The 17,315-nt window shown below is 62.6% G+C and carries 16 protein-coding genes and 1 pseudogene; 8 read left to right on the top strand and 9 right to left on the bottom strand.

The annotated features are described in order from the left end of the window. Positions 1-781 precede the first annotated feature (781 nt). On the bottom strand, positions 782-1,699 hold the full coding sequence (gene ppk2, locus BFP99_RS19975) for a polyphosphate kinase 2 (protein WP_065928085.1): 918 nt from the start codon (positions 1,697-1,699) through the stop codon (positions 782-784). Between the two features lie 188 nt (positions 1,700-1,887). Between ppk2 and pstS the strand changes: the two genes are divergently transcribed. The 6 genes from pstS (at position 1,888) to BFP99_RS19945 (ending at position 7,067) form a co-directional block, all read left to right on the top strand. Next, a complete protein-coding gene (pstS, locus tag BFP99_RS19970; RefSeq protein WP_027603516.1) occupies positions 1,888-2,916 on the top strand; it encodes a phosphate ABC transporter substrate-binding protein PstS in 1,029 nt (342 codons plus the stop codon). Positions 2,917-2,990: 74 nt separating this feature from the next. Continuing rightward, positions 2,991-3,956 (top strand): phosphate ABC transporter permease subunit PstC, encoded by a 966-nt coding sequence (gene pstC, locus BFP99_RS19965; protein WP_027603517.1) that lies wholly within the window; start codon positions 2,991-2,993, stop codon positions 3,954-3,956. After that, on the top strand, positions 3,956-4,867 hold the full coding sequence (gene pstA / locus BFP99_RS19960) for a phosphate ABC transporter permease PstA (RefSeq protein ID WP_027603518.1): 912 nt from the start codon (positions 3,956-3,958) through the stop codon (positions 4,865-4,867). Before pstC ends, pstA begins: the two co-directional genes overlap by 1 nt. 76 nt (positions 4,868-4,943) lie before the next feature. Beyond that, on the top strand, positions 4,944-5,705 hold the full coding sequence (gene pstB, locus BFP99_RS19955) for a phosphate ABC transporter ATP-binding protein PstB (protein ID WP_010210300.1): 762 nt from the start codon (positions 4,944-4,946) through the stop codon (positions 5,703-5,705). A gap of 55 nt (positions 5,706-5,760) precedes the next feature. Next, positions 5,761-6,459 (top strand): hypothetical protein, encoded by a 699-nt coding sequence (locus BFP99_RS19950; protein WP_065947980.1) that lies wholly within the window; start codon positions 5,761-5,763, stop codon positions 6,457-6,459. Positions 6,460-6,515: 56 nt separating this feature from the next. Continuing rightward, positions 6,516-7,067: a hypothetical protein gene (locus tag BFP99_RS19945; protein ID WP_027603521.1), complete on the top strand. Its 552-nt coding sequence runs from the start codon at positions 6,516-6,518 to the stop codon at positions 7,065-7,067. A 72-nt stretch (positions 7,068-7,139) separates the two neighbouring features. On the opposite strand, the gene BFP99_RS19940 is transcribed toward BFP99_RS19945, so the two are convergent. Beyond that, positions 7,140-7,391: a hypothetical protein gene (locus tag BFP99_RS19940; protein WP_065948007.1), complete on the bottom strand. Its 252-nt coding sequence runs from the start codon at positions 7,389-7,391 to the stop codon at positions 7,140-7,142. Between the two features lie 172 nt (positions 7,392-7,563). Here BFP99_RS19940 and BFP99_RS33685 point away from each other — a divergent pair. Then, positions 7,564-7,719: pseudogene (locus BFP99_RS33685) on the top strand (C4-dicarboxylate transporter DctA); the annotation flags it as partial. A 41-nt stretch (positions 7,720-7,760) separates the two neighbouring features. Here BFP99_RS33685 and BFP99_RS19935 read toward each other — a convergent pair. From BFP99_RS19935 to BFP99_RS19920, 4 genes are all read right to left on the bottom strand, one after another. Then, positions 7,761-8,108, bottom strand: a complete 348-nt coding sequence (locus BFP99_RS19935) for a BrnA antitoxin family protein (RefSeq protein WP_065947979.1) — start codon at positions 8,106-8,108, stop codon at positions 7,761-7,763. A 247-nt stretch (positions 8,109-8,355) separates the two neighbouring features. After that, complete coding sequence (locus BFP99_RS19930; RefSeq protein WP_065947978.1) at positions 8,356-9,696, bottom strand: c-type cytochrome; 1,341 nt, start codon at positions 9,694-9,696, stop codon at positions 8,356-8,358. Positions 9,697-9,712: 16 nt separating this feature from the next. Continuing rightward, positions 9,713-11,944, bottom strand: coding sequence for a xanthine dehydrogenase family protein molybdopterin-binding subunit (locus BFP99_RS19925; protein ID WP_065947977.1), 2,232 nt, complete (start codon positions 11,942-11,944; stop codon positions 9,713-9,715). Next, the gene (locus BFP99_RS19920) at positions 11,944-12,402 is read right to left on the bottom strand and encodes a (2Fe-2S)-binding protein (RefSeq protein WP_065924418.1); all 459 of its coding nucleotides are present in this window, start codon (positions 12,400-12,402) and stop codon (positions 11,944-11,946) included. Before BFP99_RS19920 ends, BFP99_RS19925 begins: the two co-directional genes overlap by 1 nt. 357 nt (positions 12,403-12,759) lie before the next feature. Between BFP99_RS19920 and BFP99_RS19915 the strand changes: the two genes are divergently transcribed. After that, positions 12,760-14,721 carry a methyl-accepting chemotaxis protein gene (locus tag BFP99_RS19915; protein WP_065947976.1) on the top strand — a complete coding sequence of 654 codons (1,962 nt, stop codon included), beginning with the start codon at positions 12,760-12,762 and terminating at the stop codon, positions 14,719-14,721. Positions 14,722-14,776: 55 nt separating this feature from the next. Here the strand turns inward: BFP99_RS19915 and BFP99_RS19910 are convergent, their stop codons facing one another. From BFP99_RS19910 to BFP99_RS19900, 3 genes are read right to left on the bottom strand one after another with little or no spacing between them, the layout of a single operon-like run. Further along, entirely contained in the window at positions 14,777-15,733 is a 957-nt protein-coding gene (locus tag BFP99_RS19910; RefSeq protein ID WP_065947975.1) for a 2-hydroxyacid dehydrogenase, read from the bottom strand. A gap of 34 nt (positions 15,734-15,767) precedes the next feature. Further along, positions 15,768-16,526: an SDR family oxidoreductase gene (locus BFP99_RS19905; protein ID WP_065947974.1), complete on the bottom strand. Its 759-nt coding sequence runs from the start codon at positions 16,524-16,526 to the stop codon at positions 15,768-15,770. Positions 16,527-16,568: 42 nt separating this feature from the next. Further along, complete coding sequence (locus tag BFP99_RS19900) at positions 16,569-17,261, bottom strand: fumarylacetoacetate hydrolase family protein (RefSeq protein ID WP_065947973.1); 693 nt, start codon at positions 17,259-17,261, stop codon at positions 16,569-16,571. Positions 17,262-17,315 lie beyond the last annotated feature (54 nt).

Here is a 17,315-nt window from a genome sequence, read left to right as displayed (position 1 = left end):
CACCACCGGTCCGGTGTTCGCTCTTAACTATCCCTGGGTGATAGCCAAGGGCTGGTGTTCAAGGAGGTGGAGCCGACGCCGTAAGCGCAAACGTTATGGCGAATGGACCCTTGTAGTGAGCGGGCTTGCCCCGCGCTGGGCTGCGCAGCAGCCACAAAACACAGCCCCGGAACTGTCTGGCACACTGCAGCGTTCTTATTGGGGCTGCTACGCAGCCCAGCGCGGGGCAAGCCCGCTCACCACCTGTACGGTGTTCGCTCTTAACTATCCCTGGGTGATAGCCAAGGGCTGGTGTTCAAGGAGGTGGAGCCGGCACCGTAAGCGCAAACGTTATGGCGAATGGACCCTTGTAGTGAGCGGGCTTGCCCCGCGCTGGGCTGCGCAGCCGCCCCAAAACATAGCCCCGGAACTGTCTGGCACACTGCAGCGTTCTTATTGGGGCTGCTACGCAGCCCAGCGCGGGGCAAGCCCGCTCACCACCGGTACGGTGTTCGCTCTTAACTATCCCTGGGTGATAGCCAAGGGCTGGTGTTCAAGGAGGTGGAGCCGGCACCGTAAGCGCAAACGTTATGGCGAATGGACCCTTGTAGTGAGCGGGCTTGCCCCGCGCTGGGCTGCGCAGCCGCTCCAAAACACAGCCCCGGAACTGTCTGGCACACTGCGGCGTTCTTATTGGGGCTGCTACGCAGCCCAGCGCGGGGCAAGCCCGCTCACCACAGGTACGGTGTTCGCTCTTAACTGAACGGCGCGCTCACCACCGGGGAATCTAGTGCGTCCCGCGTTAATAGACCTGCGGCACGATGATTTCCACCGGCGTCGGATTGCGCGAGTAGTCCTCCTGCCTGACCCGTTGCGGCAGCTCGATCACCGGCAGTTCCACTTCTTCATAAGGCATTTGCCCAAGCAGGTGGTGGATGCAGTTGAGGCGGGCTTTCTTTTTGTCGTCGGCCTGCACCACCCACCATGGCGCTTCGGCGATGTGGGTGCGCTCGAGCATGACTTCCTTGGCCTTGGTGTACGCCTCCCAGCGCCGGCGCGACTCCAGGTCCATGGGGCTGAGTTTCCACTGCTTGAGTGGGTCGTGAATGCGGCTGAGAAAGCGCAGGTGCTGTTCCTGGTCGGAAATGGAGAACCAGTATTTGATCAACTGGATGCCGGAGCGCGCGAGCATGCGTTCGAACTCCGGTACAGTGCGGAAGAATTCCTCGTACTGGTCTTCGTTGCAAAAGCCCATGACTTGTTCGACGCCGGCGCGGTTGTACCAGCTGCGGTCGAACAGCACGATTTCACCGGCGGCCGGCAGGTGCGAGACATACCGCTGGAAATACCACTGCGTCTGTTCGCGGTCGTTGGGCGCGGGCAGTGCGGCGACGCGGCAGACTCGCGGGTTGAGGCGCTGGGTAATGCGCTTGATCACACCGCCTTTGCCGGCGGCATCACGCCCTTCGAACAGGATCACCACCTTGGCGCCGGTCTTGACCACCCAGCTTTGCAGCTTCACCAGTTCGCCTTGCAGGCGGAACAGTTCGCTGAAGTAAATCCTGCGCGCGGCCTTTTCGGGGCTTTCCTCGACGTGCTCGTCGAACAGCGCGTTGAGGTCGTGCCCGTCTTCGGATAATTCCAGTTCCAGCTCTTCGTCACTGTGATCCAGCAGCTCTCGGTGGATGCGCTGGATCAAGGCGTCGTCTACTGCAGACATGGGAGGCACTCGCGTCGTGGGGGAGATGGCAAAGTCTTAGTCGCATTTTGTTACCAACCAATTACATCGAAATACGTGGCTGTGTCGGAAAGACGGGACGAAATAGCGGTTTGCCACCCAATTTTCATAAAAGCGTAACAAAGCTGCTGCAAAGTTCCGGGAGCCCGTAATCACAAGGATTTCCCTGAATGAAACGTCTGATGAAGTCAGCTGCACTCGCCGTTGCGGTTTCTCTAAGTGCCACCTCGGTATTTGCTGCCGAGAACGTCCGTCTGACAGGTTCTGGCGCCAGTTTCCCAGCGCCGATCTACCTCACCTGGTTCAAGGATTTCAGCAAGAAGACCGAAGGCGTCACGGTTGACTACCAGTCCAAAGGCAGTGGCGCGGGTGTACAGGACTTCCTGAACAAAACCGTGGACTTCGCCGCCAGTGACTCGGCCATGAAGGACGAAGACATCGCCAAGGTCGCCGAAGGCGTGCAGTTGCTGCCGATGACCGCAGGCGAAATCGTCCTGGCGTTCAACCTGCCGGGCAATCCTAAAGAACTTAAGTTGCCACGCGATGTGTACTCCAACATCTTCCTGGGCAAGATCACCAAGTGGAACGATCCGCAGATCGTCGCCGCCAACCCTGGCCTGAAACTGCCGGACATGCCGATCACCGTGGTCGTGCGTGCAGACTCCAGCGGCACCACAGCCGTATTCACCAAGCACTTGGCGGCCATCAACCCGCAGTTCCAGAAGGACTTGGGTGAAGGCAACACCGTCAACTGGCCAGCCAGCGACAAATTCATCAAGTCGCCGAAGAACGATGGTGTGACCGCCACCGTACGCCAGACCCCAGGCGCGATTGGCTACATCGAATACGGCTTCGCCAAGCTGGCCAAGGTTGACTTTGCCCAGCTGCAGAACAAGGCCGGCAAGTACGTGGTACCTAACGCCGAAAGCGGTGCCGAAGCCCTGGCTGCGGTGAAAATGCCGGAAAGCCTGGTGGCCTGGCTGCCGGACCCGGACGGCGCCAAGTCCTACCCGATCACGTCCTACACCTGGATGATCTTCCGCAAGGACAACGGCAACCCGGCCAAGGCCAAGGCCATGCGTGAAATGGTCGAGTACAGCCTGACCGAAGGGCAGAAAATCGCCGATTCGATGGGCTATATCCCGCTGCCGAAGTCGGTGGTCGATCAGGTTCGTAAAGCGTCCGCCAACATCCAGTAACGCTTGTGAGGCCTCTCTCGGCGGGCGCTGTCAGCCCGGCCGGGAGGGTTACCCCCCTGTTCCGGAATTAGCCAATGAACACACCGTTTGTCGTACCGGGTAACCCGGATTCTGCCTGCCAGCCACCTTCTGCGAAGGATTTCCTGGTTGATCGCACCTTCCGTGCGCTTGCACGAATAGGCGTGGTTCTGGTGCTGGCGTTGGTGTTTGCCCTGGTGTTCGAAGTCGGGCGCAAGGCCCTTCCAGGCATGGAAAAGCACGGCTTTGACGTGCTGCTGGGCAGCGTCTGGGATGTCAACCAAGGCAAGTACGGCATTCTGCCGGCCATCTGGGGCACGCTCTACAGTGCCTTTATCGCGTTGCTGATCGCAGGTGTTTTCGGCGTCAGCATGGCGATTTTCCTCACCCAGGATTTTTTGCCGGCGAAGCTGGCGGCGGTGTTTCGTACCATCGTCGAACTGCTCGCGGCCATCCCCAGCGTCGTTTACGGCCTGTGGGGCATTTACGTGGTCATCCCGGCGATCCGGCCGTTGACCGCATGGTTGAACACTGAACTTGGCTGGATTCCCTTTTTCGGCACGTCCCTGAGCGGGCCGGGGTTGCTCCCGGCGGCGCTGGTGCTTGCAATCATGATTCTGCCGACCATCGCCGCCGTGTCGCAGGATGCGCTCACCGCCGTGCCGATGAAAACCAAGCAAGCCGCCTACGGCATGGGGACCACCCACTGGGAAGCGATTCTCAAGGTGATGGTGCCGTCCGCCGCCACCGGCATCTTCGGTTCCCTGGTCTTGGGCCTGGGCCGCGCACTCGGTGAAACCATGGCCCTGGCCATGCTGGTGGGCAACGCCAACAACATCTCGCTGTCGCTGTTCGCCCCGGCCAACACCCTGGCAGCCTTGCTGGCGCTGAACTTCCCCGAAGCCGGGCCGAACGAGATCGAAGTACTGATGTACGCCGCACTGGTGCTGATGTTGATCACGCTGATCGTGAACATCTTCGGCTCCATGATCATGATGTACGCCCAACGGGGTAATAAGTGATGACTGACCTCACTGCTGCAACCGACCTGACGTCCCCCGCAGGCGCAATGCCCAGCCTCCAGCGCCGGTTCGAAGGCCGTGCCCTGCGCAGCCTGGTGTTGACCACCCTGGTCTGGGCGGGCGCGCTGCTGGCCAGCGTGCCGCTGATTTCCGTGCTCTACATGCTCATCACCCGCGGCGGTGCGCGCCTGAGCCTTGAAGTGTTTACCGAGCTGCCACCCACCGGTTTCGAGACCGGCGGCGGTTTCGGCAACGCGATGGCCGGTACCTTCGTGATGGTCGGCATTGCCGCTGCCATCGCCGTGCCGGTCGGCATCATGGCGGCAATCTTCCTCGCCGAACTGGGCCCGGACAGCAAGCTGGCGAACGCCGCACGTTTTGCCGCGAAGATGCTCACCGGCCTGCCGTCGATTCTGGCCGGTGTGTTTGCCTACGCCCTGGTGGTGATGACCACCGGCACCTACTCGGCCCCGGCCGGTGGTGTGGCACTGGCGGTACTGATGCTGCCGATCGTGGTGCTGACGGCTGAAGAGTCGATGCGCATGGTGCCCAAGATCATGAAGGACGCCGCCTACGGCATGGGCTGCACCCGCTCCCAGGTGATCTGGAAAATCGTCCTGCCCACCGGCCTGCCGGCAATCCTCACCGGCGTGATGCTCGCCGTGGCCCGCGCCGCCGGCGAAACCGCGCCGCTGTTGTTTACCGCGCTGTTCAGCAACTACTGGATCTACCACGACGGCAGCCTGGCGGTGATGAACCCGACGGCCTCCCTGGCCGTGCTGATCTACAACTTCTCCGGCATGCCCTTCGACAACCAGCTTGAACTCGCATGGGCGGCGTCGCTGGTACTGGTAATGATCGTGCTGGTCGTGAATATCGTGAGCCGTATCTTCGGCAAGCCAAAGTATTGAAAACGGGAGCATCTGAATCTTGAACGTATCAACTGCGCAAATAGCCGCTCCGTTTGTCACCCAGGCGCCTGTGGTCATGGACTGCAAACTGGACAAGATCTTCTACGGCAACTTCATGGCCGTGCGTGACAGCCATGTGCCGATCGAAAAGAACAAGATCACCGGCTTCATCGGCCCTTCCGGTTGCGGTAAAAGTACCGTGCTGCGTAGCCTCAACCGCATGAACGACCTGGTCAAGGGCTTCCGTTTCGAGGGCCATGTGCACTTCCTTGGCCAGGACGTCTACGGCAAGGGCGTGGACCCGGTGGTCGTGCGCCGCTACATCGGCATGGTGTTCCAGCAGCCGAACCCGTTCTCGATGAGCATCTTCGACAACGTCGCCTTTGGCCTGCGCCTGAACCGCTACAAAGGCGACCTGGGCGACCGCGTCAAGCACGCCCTGCAAGGCGCCGCGCTGTGGGATGAGGTCAAGGACAAGCTCAAGGTCAGCGGCCTGTCGCTGTCCGGTGGCCAGCAGCAACGCCTGTGCATCGCCCGCGCCATCGCCACCGAGCCGGAAGTGCTGTTGCTCGACGAGCCGTGCTCGGCGCTGGACCCGATCGCCACGCGCCGGGTCGAGGAGCTGATGGTCGAGTTGAAGAAGGACTACACCATCGCCCTGGTGACCCACAACATGCAGCAGGCCATCCGCGTGGCCGACACCACGGCGTTTTTCTCGGTGGATATTTCCCAGGGCACGCGCACCGGCTACCTGGTGGAGATGGGCCCGACGGCGCAGATCTTCGAGAACCCGCGTGAACAAATGACCGGGGACTACATCAGCGGCAAGTTCAGCTGATGCCCCTGCGGGAGCTGGGATGCTCCCGTATTTTCCACTGCTTATGGGAATGCCGATGCCTGCAACACGACGCCTTGATTTGCCCGCGATTGAACGCGCACTGCGTGAGGTGCAACAGCGCTTTGCCGAGCTCAGCCGGGACTTTACCGAGCCGCGCGACCCGTTGACCGACGAAGTGCTGCACAACGTGCTTGAAGGCTACGCGCTGATTGACGACTATGTGGCGCGGGGCGTCGACCTGTTCGACCTGCAGCAGCTGGACCTGATGCTGGAGATCAACGCCACCGTGCTCTGTGGCAGCGACCCGGCACGGCGCCTGGAATACGCCCACCACCTGGCGGCGACCGAAGAACACTTCTTCAACAATGTCGAAGGTGGCATCAAGGACTTGTACAACTGGTACTGCGCGTATCGCAGTGAATCAGTCTGGAAGCGCGCCGCCGGGGTGTATGTACGCATCCTCAGCAAGCCGCAGCTGTTCATTGAAGGCAACAACCGCAGCGGTTCGCTGATCGTCAGCTATTTGCTGATGCGTGCAGGCCTGCCGCCGTTCGTGCTGACGCTGGAGAACGCCGAGGGCTACTTCAACCCTTCGTCGGTGATCCGCAACTCAGCCAAACATGGAGTCAAGGCGTTGTACGAATTGCCCAAGATCAAGAAAAAATACGCTGCCTTCCTGGAAGAACAGGCGCCGGATCCGCACAAGTTTTTTCTCAAGGACCCGCGCCAGCCCGTTTTTCAAGGAGGCCATTGATGAGCGGTTCTCCGGTATTCGCCAGGGCAGGGCGGGCCCTCCAGCGCATCCTGCCGATGCAGCAGCGCCCGCGTATCCGTATTTCCTTCGATATCGACGACACCCTGGCCTGCCAGCTGCACCACTGCGACGTTGAGCCGAGCCGGCTGCCGGCCTGCGTGCACCGTTGGCTGGGTGAGCCCTTGCGGATCGGCACGCGCTCCCTGACCCGCGAGCTACGCCGCCAGGGCTGCAGCATCTGGGTCTACACCTCGTCCGGTCGCACGCCGTCGTATATCCGCCGCTGGCTGATGCTCTACGGCATCCGCGTCGACGGCGTGGTCAACAGCGTGCTGCACAACCATGCCCTGACGGCGCGCGGGCTGTCGAACGCACCCTCGAAATTCCCCCCGGCCTTCGACATCGACCTGCATGTGGATGACTCCGAAGGCGTGCGCAGTGAAGGCCATGACCACGGTTTTCGCGTGGTAGTGGTGGACCCTCAGGACGAAAACTGGGCGCAGCGGGTGTTGGAGGCCGTAGCGCAGGTCCAGGCGCAGTTGGCCTGGCAGCAGCCGCTCCGGTACAAAAAGACAACACGGCAGCGCGCGGAGGTTTTTTCTTCCTGAGGCGCTGTGAAAACCCAGAAAAGCCACTCGAACGAGTGGTTTTTTTGTCTTGCCGCAGCGCCCCGAGCGGCCTCAGTCGGAGCGCGCAGCCTCCATGCCGCGCCGGATCCGCATCAGGTCCTGATACGCCTCGGTGCGCTTTGCATCGGCTATCTGTTTCGCTTCGGTAAAGCGCAGCCAGTCACCGGCATCGGCCAGGCTGCTGCCTATGATGGCGTAGGCCTGTGTTTCCAGGCGGTCGGCCTCGTAGAACAGCTCGGTGTTCCTGGCCAGCTCTGCTTCCCAGCCGGTGTGTTTCGACGCTTCACGCCTATTCGCTGCCATGGCCTTCACCCCAAGGTCGTCATGTGCGAGCGAAGAGAGCAGGGGCCTGGTCGAGGCCGCCGGGTTCGTTGCTCGCGTAGGAGCGACACGAGCCGTTCTCGTGTCTGATAAGTCCTTCAATGTTGATGGATAAACGTGGGGGTTCGTTCAAATTAGTTCGGGGGGCGGGCGCACCCTCGGCTCGATCTATGTGATACCGGCAGCAGGCCTGGTGCTGATACTGGGCGTCTACCGGTTTATCTCCGAAGGCGGCGCGCTGATCAATGTGATCGGCAACGGCGTGGCCACCCTGTTCATTGCCCGCTGGGATGGGGCGCTGGACCGTTAGCCACTCAAGCGGGAGTTGGGGTAGGTCGCAGAAAGCCTTGGTCAATCGGCCAGTTTGGCTGTGCCCAGCACGCGATTCAACTCGCCAGCGACAGCGATGAGTTGTTGTTCCAGTGCTTCAACCTCAGAAAGGCTAATGCCACTGTTGATAACTTGCAGGGTTTTAGCCCGCTTCTTTGGGGCGGGCGCCAGATTGTGTGCGTGTTGCGAAATCAACGCCTGACGCAACAGATTGTTGATCACGGTTTGATAGCCCGTACCGGCGCTTTCTGCGCGTTCACGGGCAGCATCGATAACCGCATCGTCAAGCATGATGGTGATGCGGGTCTTGCCCTTGTTGCTGGCGACAGCACCGCGTTTGCTGTGGGTGAAATCGTATTCGTCTTTCAAGGTCCAAGCCTCCAGGTACCGACACGGTTCATTTCTTGAGGCGAGTTTGGCGCTGATAATGGCTGATCCGCCATATAGATTGATTCTGTTTTAATTGTCAGAAGAGGCGAACTTGAATGTGCGAATAGTCTGGACAGGTCAACGTGCACGGGGTCAGTTCAAGACTGCGTTTGTTCACATTGCCCCTTTATTCCCCGGCATGCTCATTTCACTGACCACGCCGGGGAAAAGATCAGGACAGCGACTTTTAACGCATATGCAAAATAATCGGACTGCTGCTCGCCGGGTCGGTATGCCCGCGCAGCTTGCCGACGGCCTTGGCGTCGACCGCCTCCCCGTGGTTGCCCCAGGCGCTGCGCACGTAGGTCAGTACCTGGGCGATTTCCGCATCGGACAGTTGCTCACGAAACGCCGGCATGCGGTAGGCGTCCGGTACGCCGGCGGCGACTACCCGCTGTGAGCCGTTGAGGGTGATGTTGATCGCCGAGGCACTTTCCTTGGCCAATGCCGAGGTGGCGCCGGCCAGGGGCGGCATCCATTCGGGCTGGCCCTTGCCGTCCGGGCCATGGCAGGAGGCGCAGCGGGTCGCGTAGGTGTGGGCGCCGGGGACGTCCTGGCGTGTATCGGCGGCTACGTACTGCCAGGGCGTGCCGTCACGCTGTGGGTCGCCGGGCAGTGACTTGAGGTAACGGGCGATGGCGGCCAGGTCGTCGTCGGCCATGAACTGCGTGGAGTTGTTGAAGGCTTCGGTCATCGAGCCATAGACCACCGCATGGGCGTTGCGCCCGGTCTTGAGGAACTGCACGATCTGCGCCTCGCTCCAGCGCCCCAGGCCGGTGTTCGGGTCCTGGCGCAGGCTCGGTGCGTACCAGCCGTCGAGCAGGGCGCCGGCGAGGAACGGCTTGCCGGATTCGTCCAGGGCTTTTTCGTTAAAGGCCAGGCCGCGCGGCGTGTGGCAACTGCCGCAGTGGCCAGGGCCTTGGACGATGTAGGCGCCACGGTTCCATAGCGCGTCCTGATTGGGTTTGGCCGCGTAAGTGGCGGTCGGCGCGAAGAGGCCGTTCCACAAGGCGATGGGCCAGCGCAGATTGAGCGGCCAGGGAATATCGCTGGGGATGTTGGGCTCGTTGGCCGGTTGTACGCCTTGCATGAAGAACGCATACATCGCGCGGATATCGTCGTCGCTGAGCTTGGCGTAAGACGGGTAGGGCATCGCGGGGTAGAGCCGGCGGCCGCCCGGTGCTACGCCGTGGCGCACTGCACGGTCGAAGTCGGCGAGGCTGTAGGTGCCGATGCCGTGGGTGCGGTCCGGGGTGATGTTGGTGGCGTGAATGGCGCCCAGCGGCGTGGCCATTTCCAGGCCCCCGGCGAAGGGCGCCTTGCCCGGCAGGCTGTGGCAGGCGACGCAGTCACTGAGGCGGGCGACATATTCGCCGCGACTGACCTGTGCGGGGTCGACGCTGGCGGCTTGTTCCTGCGCGAACGGGGTGACGGGCTGGCGGGTGACATACCAGGCCAGCAGGCCGGCGGCGACCAGGCAGGGCAGCACCAGCCAGCCTGCGGTTCTTGCGAATCGACGGTTGTTCATGGGCGGTCTCGCTCGGTTAGCTGAAGGTGTGTCGGCTTAATGGCAGGCTGCGAACACGCTGGCCGGTCAACTGCGCTACCGCATTGACCACGGCCGGCGCCACAGCGGGGAGCGGAGGCTCACCGATGCCGCCCATCTTCTCGCCACTCTCGACGATCTTTACGTGCACCTGCGCCATCCGTGAGGGCGGCAAGATTGGGTAAAGGTCGTAATTGCGCGCTCGTGGTTTACCGTCCACGTACACCGCTTCTTCCAGCAAGGTTTGCGAGAGCCCCAGGGCCACCGCGCCATTGACCTGAGCTTGCACAATCGCCGGGTTGACGATGCTGCCGGGGTCGATGGCTTCCCAGATGTGGTGGACCTTGACCTGGCCGTTTTCAATCGACACTTCGGCGATCACTGCCGCGTGGGAGCCGAACGGCGAGGCCATGGCCACGCCACGGGCGCGCCGGGTACCGTCTTCGGCAGTGTAGGGGCCCCGTTTCCAGCCACCGGACAACTCGCCCACGGCCTTGAGCAGGGTGGTCAGCCGTGGGTTGTCGCGCAGCAGGTGCAGGCGCAGCTCATAGGGATCGCGGCCGCCTTTGTCCGCCAGCTCATCAAGGAACGCTTCGTAGAAGAAGTCATTCAGCGAATTGCCCACCGAACGCCAGTAGCCGAGCATGGCCGGGCCCTTGACGTAGATCTGCGCGATGCGTTTGTTGGGGATGGCGTAGCTCTTGCCCGACAGGCCTTCAAGGGCGGTGGGGTCGAGTTTTTCGCCCTGCTTGCCGGCGATGGCCTCGGTGGGGCCTTCGGTGGCGCTCACCGCTTCGATCGCCACCGGCAGGCCGTCGGCGTCCAGCGCGGCGCGGAACTTGACCACCGCCACCGGGCGCAACACGTCGCGCAGGAACTCTTCCTCACGGCTCCAGATCAGCTTGACCGGACGGCCCACCGCCTTGGCCAATGCAATCGCCTGGGGGTAGGGGCTGGCCGAGTCATACAGGAAGTGCCGGCCGAAAAAACCGCCCAGCAGCGGCGAGTGCAGGGTCACTTGCGCAGGGTCGAGCCCGGCGCGCTTGGCGATGTCGGCGCGGAACATATCGGGCGCCTGGTTGGGCAGCCAGATCTCCAGCGAACCGTCGGGGTTGAAGCGCGCCAGGGCTGACGGCGGCTCCAGTTGGGCATGGTTGAGGTACTGGTTGTGGTAGGTAGCCTCGACCTGGGTCTTGGCGTTTTTCAACGCGCCGGCCACATCGCCTTCGTTCTCGTCGTCACGGGCCGGACCTTGCTGGGCCGCGAGGAAATCGCGAAAGCCGTCGCTGGAAAAATCCGCGGGCATGCCGCGCACTTTTGAGTCGGCCGTCGGTTCCTGCCAGTCGACCTGGATCGCCTCCACCGCCCGCTTGGCGTGCCACCAGCGTTCGGCCACCACGGCTACCGCACCGGGCAGCACATGCACCGAGTGCACGCCTTTCATGGTTTCGACCTGGGATTGGTTACGCAGGCTGCCCACGGTCATGCCCAGGCGCGGCGCGTGCTGCACGGCGGCGTGGAGCATGCCGTCGACCTTGATGTCGATGCTGTACTGCGCCTTGCCGGTGGATTTGTCATAGGCATCCAGGCGCTTGACCGGCTTGCCGATCCAGCGGAACTGGCTCGGGTCACGCAGGGTGATGCTGGCCGGGTCGGGCACCGGCATGTCCAGGGCGCGGCCGGCCAACTCGCCGTAGCCCAGGGAGCGCCCGGAGGCGGCGTGCACCACGCGGCCAGGCTGGGTGGTCAGTTGGGCCACCGGCACACCAAGCTGCTCGGCGCCGGCCTGCAACAGCATGGCGCGGGCGAGGGCGCCCAGGCGGCGCATGACCGGGTAGCTCATGCGCACCGACATGCTGCCGCCGGTGATGCGCATGCCGTTGTCCATCACCACATAGGCCTCACCGGGTGGCGCGGCTTCGACGATAAAGGTGGCAGGGTCGGCATCCAGCTCTTCGCCGACGATCTGCGCCATGGCGGTGTGGGTGCCTTGGCCACCTTCCATAAAGGGGCTGAGCAGGCGCACCGTACCGTCCGGGCGAATCTCCAGGAACGCCGGCACCTGGGTGCCGCGTTCTGCGGCGGCAGCGGCCTGCACTCGGGCCGAGCCCAGCGGCAGGCCAAAACCGATGACCAGCGCACCCACGGCCGTGCTGGCCAGGAAGCGGCGACGCGACAGGTTGATCGGCTCGCCCAATGTGATGCCAGGGATGACGGATGGCGTGTTCATCAGGCGCTCTCCTTCCCGGCGGCCAGGTCATGCATGGCGGCATGGATGGCGTTGTAGGTGCCGCAGCGGCACAGGTTGACCATGGCCGCGTCGATCTGCGCATTGGTGGGGGCGGGGGTGTGCTTGAGCAGCGCGGTGGCTGCCACCACCTGCCCGGACTGGCAGTAACCGCATTGCGCCACCTGATGCTCGACCCAGGCACTGACCACCCGCTTGCCGACTGCATCGGCTTCGATAGCCTCGATGGTGGTGATCTCACGCCCGACCACCCCGGCCACCGGCGTGACGCACGAACGCACGACATTGCCGTCCACCAGCACCGAGCAGGCGCCGCATTGGGCCAGGCCGCAGCCGTACTTGGTGCCGGTCAGCCCCAGGTCATCGCGGATCACCCACAGCAGCGGCGTGTCGGCGTCGGCGTCGACCTGATAGGTTTTTTGGTTGATGCGTAATTCCATGGCTGGCTCACCTGCTGATCATCGGTCGGGATGGCGTGTTTCTTATAAGAAAGGCGATGGGCGCCCATTGTCGAACTCTAGATCAGGGCACAAGGGCCATCTACGAAAAAACCGAACATTCGGAGGATCAGGCAAGTATTCGAGAGGATTGAGTCAGTCAAGCAAGGTGCTCGATCAACACAGGGGCCGGCAGTCGATTGGTTTGTGAGGGTTTATTGATCTGGGTCAGTACAACCCCCTATTGGCTCCAGATGGCCGTCCGAGAGCGGTAGCGCTGTTTTCATGGGTGATATTATGGCGCCACTATCTTGGCGTGACAGGCGCCAGTCTGATCCATGGACATGAGGCTTTAGGGAAATGCTTAAGAACGCTCCGCTGCGTCTGAAACTGTTGTTGATTCTGCTACTGCCCATGCTCGGGTTCCTGACCCTGGCCGGCGTGTTTGTGGTGGACAACTACAAAACGCTGCGTGACATGAACACCACGGTGATGGCCAGCGCCACCGCCCAGAAGTTGAGCCAGTTGATTACCACTTTGCAGCGTGAGCGTGGTGCCAGTGGCGTGTTCCTCGGCAGTGGCGGCAAGTCCATGGGCGAACGAATGGTGCAGATGCGCAGGGACTCCAGCGCGGCCGTCGAGGTGGTGCGCGGTTTGTCCACCTCCGGCGGTGCGAACCTGGACAACGTCCTGCGGGCCCTGGACCAGTTGCCGGCGATGCGCGGGCAGGTCGATAAACTGAGCATCAACAGCACCGAATCCGGCGCACGGTATACCGAGATCATTCAAGTGCTGACCGGTTACACCCATTCCCTGGAAGCGAGCGTCAACAACGCGACCATCGTCTACGCCCTGGGGGCCCTGAATCAATTTATCGAAATGAAAGAGCGGGCCGGGCGCGAGCGCGTGGTGCTGGGCCTGGTCTTCAGCCAGGGGCATTTCGATGAGGCCCTGTTGTCGCGCTTCAGCCGCAACCTGGGCGAGTTCGGCGCCTATTACGATGCGTTCCGACGCAAAGCGCCCGCGGCCTCGCTGGCGCAGTTCGATACGCAAATGCAGCAACCGGCCGCCGTCGAAGTCGCCAAGTTGCAGCGCCTGGCGTTTGAGGTGCCGATGGGGCAGGCGCTGGGGATCAAACCCGAAGCCTGGTTTGAGACCTCTACCCAACGCATTGACCTGATGAGCCAAGTGGAGGAAGCCTTGGGCCAAAGTGTCAGCAGCCTGGCGATGCACGAGCGGGATGACGCCCGCCGCGCCCTATGGTTGACCGTTGACGCAGTGATCGTGTCCCTGTTGGCGGTGGCGGTGTTGTCCTGGCTGATCATCCGCATGATCGATTCGGCGGTGCGCGACCTCAACCGCGTGCTCAATGACCTGGCACAGCGCGATCTCACCGCGCGGGCGACTTATGACAGCAAGGACGAATTCGGTCAGATCTCGCGCAACCTCAACCGCATGGCGCAAGAGATCAGTGGCGTGGTGCAGGAAATCGGCAACGCCACCGCACAGGTTGCAACGGCGGCGGAGGAGTCTTCAACCGTGACGATGCAGACCAGCCAAAGCGTCGAGCAGCAGCGCCAAAGCACTGAACTGGTGGCCACGGCGATCAACGAAATGAGCGCCACCGTGCGCGAGGTGGCGCACAGCACCAACGATGCGGCGCAACTGTCGCAACGGGTCAATACCAGCACCACCCAAGGACGTACCGAGATCGAAGGCACCATCACCCTGATCCGCCAGCTCTCCGGGCAGGCCGAGGACACCGCGCTGATCATTGGCGAACTCAAGCAGGAAAGCGATGGGATTTCCTCCGTGCTCGACGTCATTCGCGGCATTGCCGAGCAAACCAACCTGCTGGCCCTGAACGCGGCCATCGAAGCGGCGCGGGCAGGGGATCATGGGCGCGGATTTGCCGTGGTGGCGTCCGAGGTGCGGGTACTTGCGCAGAAGACCCAGGAGTCCACGGGGAATATTCAGCAGATGATCAGCAACCTGCAAAGTGGTTCCGATCGGGCGAGTTCGTCCATGCAGGAGACCTTGGGCAAGGCCCAGGACGGCGCGCGCAAGGTCGAGCGTGCGGGTGAATTGTTGTTGGAGATCGCCGAAGGCGTGGCCAGTATCAGTGATCGCAATCTGCAGATTGCTTCGGCGGCTGAAGAGCAGAGTGCGGTTTCAGAAGACATCAACCGTAACGTCAACGAGATCAACGACCTGGTCATCCAGGTCAGTGCCGGCGCCGAGCAAACCGCAATCACCAGCCAGGAATTGGCGCGTTTGGCCGAGCACCAGCAGCGGCTGGTCAATCGGTTCAAGGTGGCGTGAGGCGGTGGTGAGGGGGGCTTTGATCGTTCCCACGCAGGTGGGAACGATCAAATGCTCAATCCGTCACACAACCCTGGGGTTTTTTCCCGGCGAAACTGTCCAGCAGGCTCGCCACCACCATGTCCCCCATGCGCGTGCGGGTTTGCAGCGTCGCGCTGGCGCGGTGGGGTTGCAGCACCACTTGCTCATTGGCGAAGAGCGCCTCGGGAACATTCGGCTCGTCGACAAACACGTCCAGGGCCGCCCCCGCGATCTCACCGGCGGCCAGCGCGGCCACCAAGTCCGCCTCGTTGACCAGCTTGCCGCGTGCCACGTTGATCAAGTAGCCGTCCTTGCCCAATGCCTGCAACACCTGGGCGTTGATAATGGCTTCAGCCTGGTCGGCGGCAGCGGCCAGGATCAGCGCGTCGCTTTGGCTGGCCAACTGTTTCAGGTCGGCGATGAAGGTATGGCTCACATCGCTCATCGGCTGCAGGTCGGTGTAGCAGATCGGGCAACCGAAGGCCGCCGCTCGAGTGGCGACTGCCCGCCCGACCCGACCCATGCCGACGATGCCGATGCGCATGCCGGACACCTGGCGCGCCAACGGCAAGGGCGCCAGCGGTGTCGGACTCTGCGGCCACTGGCCCGAGCGCACATAGCGATCACTGGTGCACAGCCCACGGCACACGGCGATCAGCAAGCCGATGGCCAGGTCGGCGACGTCCTCGGTCAGCGCGCCGATCGTTGCGGTCACGCGGATCCCGCGATCCCGGGCATACGCCAGGTCCACCGCATCGGTGCCCACGCCGTTGACCGCCACCACTTCCAATCTCGGCAGTTGCGCCATCAGCGCCTGGCTGATGCCGGTATGCCCGCCGGTGATCACCCCGCGAATGTTCGCACCGTGTTCCTGTAAATAAGCCGGCTTGTCGGCCTGCTGGAAGTAACGTCTGACGGTAAACAGCTCATCGAGCCGCGCGTTGATTTCAGGGATCAGGATCGGGCTGAGCTGCAAGACTTCTGGTTTCATTGGGAACCTCGTGTCACGGAATAAAAAGGCCGGTTTAACCGCGACCGGCAAACGGCATGGCGCTGGCCATGACGGTCATGTTCAGGACGTTCGCTTCCAGGGGCAGCGCGGCGATGTAGCGCACGGCATCGGCCACGTGCTTGACGTCGACCATCGGCTCCACGGCGATGGTGCCGTTGGCCTGGCGTACGCCTTTGGTCATGCGCACCGACATGTCGGTCAAGGCGTTGCCGATGTCGATCTGGCTGCAGGCAATGTTGAATTCGCGCCCGTCCAGGGCCAGGGATTTGGTCAGCCCCAACACCGCATGTTTGCTGGCGGTATAGGCGCTGCTGAAAGGCCGTGGGGTATGCGCGGAAATCGAGCCGTTATTGATGATGCGTCCACCCTGTGGCTGTTGACGGCGCATCTGCCCGAAGGCACCACGGGCGCAGAGGAAAACCCCGTTGAGGTTGGTATCGATCACGTTGCGCCACTGCTCGAACGTCAGTTCATCCAACGGCACGGCAGGGGCGTTGACCCCAGCGTTGTTGAACACCACATCGAGACGTCCGTACACCTCGGCAATCGTTGCAAACAGCGCGTTGACACTGGCCGGGTCGCGCACATCAGTGGGGACGGCCAAGGCTTCGTGGCCCTCGCTGGCCGCCAACTCGGCCAAGGCCTGCAACGGCTCCGGCCGGCGCCCGGCCAGTACCAGGGTGAAACCGTCCGCCATCAAGCCCAGGGCCACGGCGCGGCCGATTCCGCTGCCGGCGCCGGTAACCAGGGCCACCTTCAAAAGATTCGACATGGTGTTATCTCCTTTTTCCATTTACGGGTAGGTGTGCCGGGTTCAAGCGCGCTGGCCGACGCGCATTTCGAGTTGGCCGATGCCGTCGATCCCGGCGTTGATGAGATCGCCCGGTTGCAGCACATCCACGCCCGCCGGGCTGCCGGTCATGATCAGGTCACCGGCCCGCAGCGATACCGACTGGGAGATCCGGCTGATGATCTCGCTGACCGACCAGATCTGGCTGTCGAGGCTGTCACGCTGGCGCTCCTGGCCATTGACGTTGAGCCACAACTCGCCGCTCGGGCGCCCGGCGTGAGTCACCGGCACAATGGCGGTCATGGGCGCGGCGCCGTCGAACACCTTGGCGCCTTCCCAGGGCAAGCCCTGGCTTTTGGCTGCGCGCTGCACATCGCGGCGGGTCAGGTCCAGGCCGGCGGCATAGCCCCACACATAAGCCAGCGCCTGGCTCTCAGGAATATGAGCGCCACCCTCACCGATGGCCACGACCAATTCGATTTCGTGGGCAAACTCTTCGGTCAACGGCGGGAACGTCACCTCGCCCGTCGCGTCGACCACGCTGCTCGCCGGTTTCATGAAGAACACCGGCGGCTGGCGGGACTGGCCTTGGGTATCCGGCCACGGGTAGTTGCGGCCGACGCAAAATACCCGGCCGACGGGAAAGCGCTGCTGGCTAACGGCCACCGGCAAGGTCACGGGCAGATCGGGGGTAAACACATACTCGGTCATGGTCATTTTTATCAGTGTCCTGTTGGAAGCAGCAGCCTACGGCGGCATTCATGGGTGAAG

It is taken from the genome of Pseudomonas sp. 1 R 17, from assembly GCF_900067035.1.
GTDB classification, from domain to species: Bacteria; Pseudomonadota; Gammaproteobacteria; order Pseudomonadales; family Pseudomonadaceae; genus Aquipseudomonas; species Aquipseudomonas marginalis.
The sequence above is the reverse complement of the archived record's forward strand: the minus strand, read 5'-3'. Positions and strand labels throughout refer to the sequence as shown.

Coding starts and splice junctions, on each gene's coding strand:
- ppk2 (WP_065928085.1), bottom strand. CDS start 1,699: ATGTCTGCAGTAGACGACGCCTTGATCCAGCGCATCCACCGAGAGCTG.
- pstS (WP_027603516.1), top strand. CDS start 1,888: ATGAAACGTCTGATGAAGTCAGCTGCACTCGCCGTTGCGGTTTCTCTA.
- pstC (WP_027603517.1), top strand. CDS start 2,991: ATGAACACACCGTTTGTCGTACCGGGTAACCCGGATTCTGCCTGCCAG.
- pstA (WP_027603518.1), top strand. CDS start 3,956: ATGACTGACCTCACTGCTGCAACCGACCTGACGTCCCCCGCAGGCGCA.
- pstB (WP_010210300.1), top strand. CDS start 4,944: ATGGACTGCAAACTGGACAAGATCTTCTACGGCAACTTCATGGCCGTG.
- BFP99_RS19950 (WP_065947980.1), top strand. CDS start 5,761: ATGCCTGCAACACGACGCCTTGATTTGCCCGCGATTGAACGCGCACTG.
- BFP99_RS19945 (WP_027603521.1), top strand. CDS start 6,516: ATGCAGCAGCGCCCGCGTATCCGTATTTCCTTCGATATCGACGACACC.
- BFP99_RS19940 (WP_065948007.1), bottom strand. CDS start 7,391: ATGGCAGCGAATAGGCGTGAAGCGTCGAAACACACCGGCTGGGAAGCA.
- BFP99_RS19930 (WP_065947978.1), bottom strand. CDS start 9,696: ATGAACAACCGTCGATTCGCAAGAACCGCAGGCTGGCTGGTGCTGCCC.
- BFP99_RS19925 (WP_065947977.1), bottom strand. CDS start 11,944: ATGAACACGCCATCCGTCATCCCTGGCATCACATTGGGCGAGCCGATC.
- BFP99_RS19920 (WP_065924418.1), bottom strand. CDS start 12,402: ATGGAATTACGCATCAACCAAAAAACCTATCAGGTCGACGCCGACGCC.
- BFP99_RS19915 (WP_065947976.1), top strand. CDS start 12,760: ATGCTTAAGAACGCTCCGCTGCGTCTGAAACTGTTGTTGATTCTGCTA.
- BFP99_RS19910 (WP_065947975.1), bottom strand. CDS start 15,733: ATGAAACCAGAAGTCTTGCAGCTCAGCCCGATCCTGATCCCTGAAATC.
- BFP99_RS19905 (WP_065947974.1), bottom strand. CDS start 16,526: ATGTCGAATCTTTTGAAGGTGGCCCTGGTTACCGGCGCCGGCAGCGGA.
- BFP99_RS19900 (WP_065947973.1), bottom strand. CDS start 17,261: ATGACCATGACCGAGTATGTGTTTACCCCCGATCTGCCCGTGACCTTG.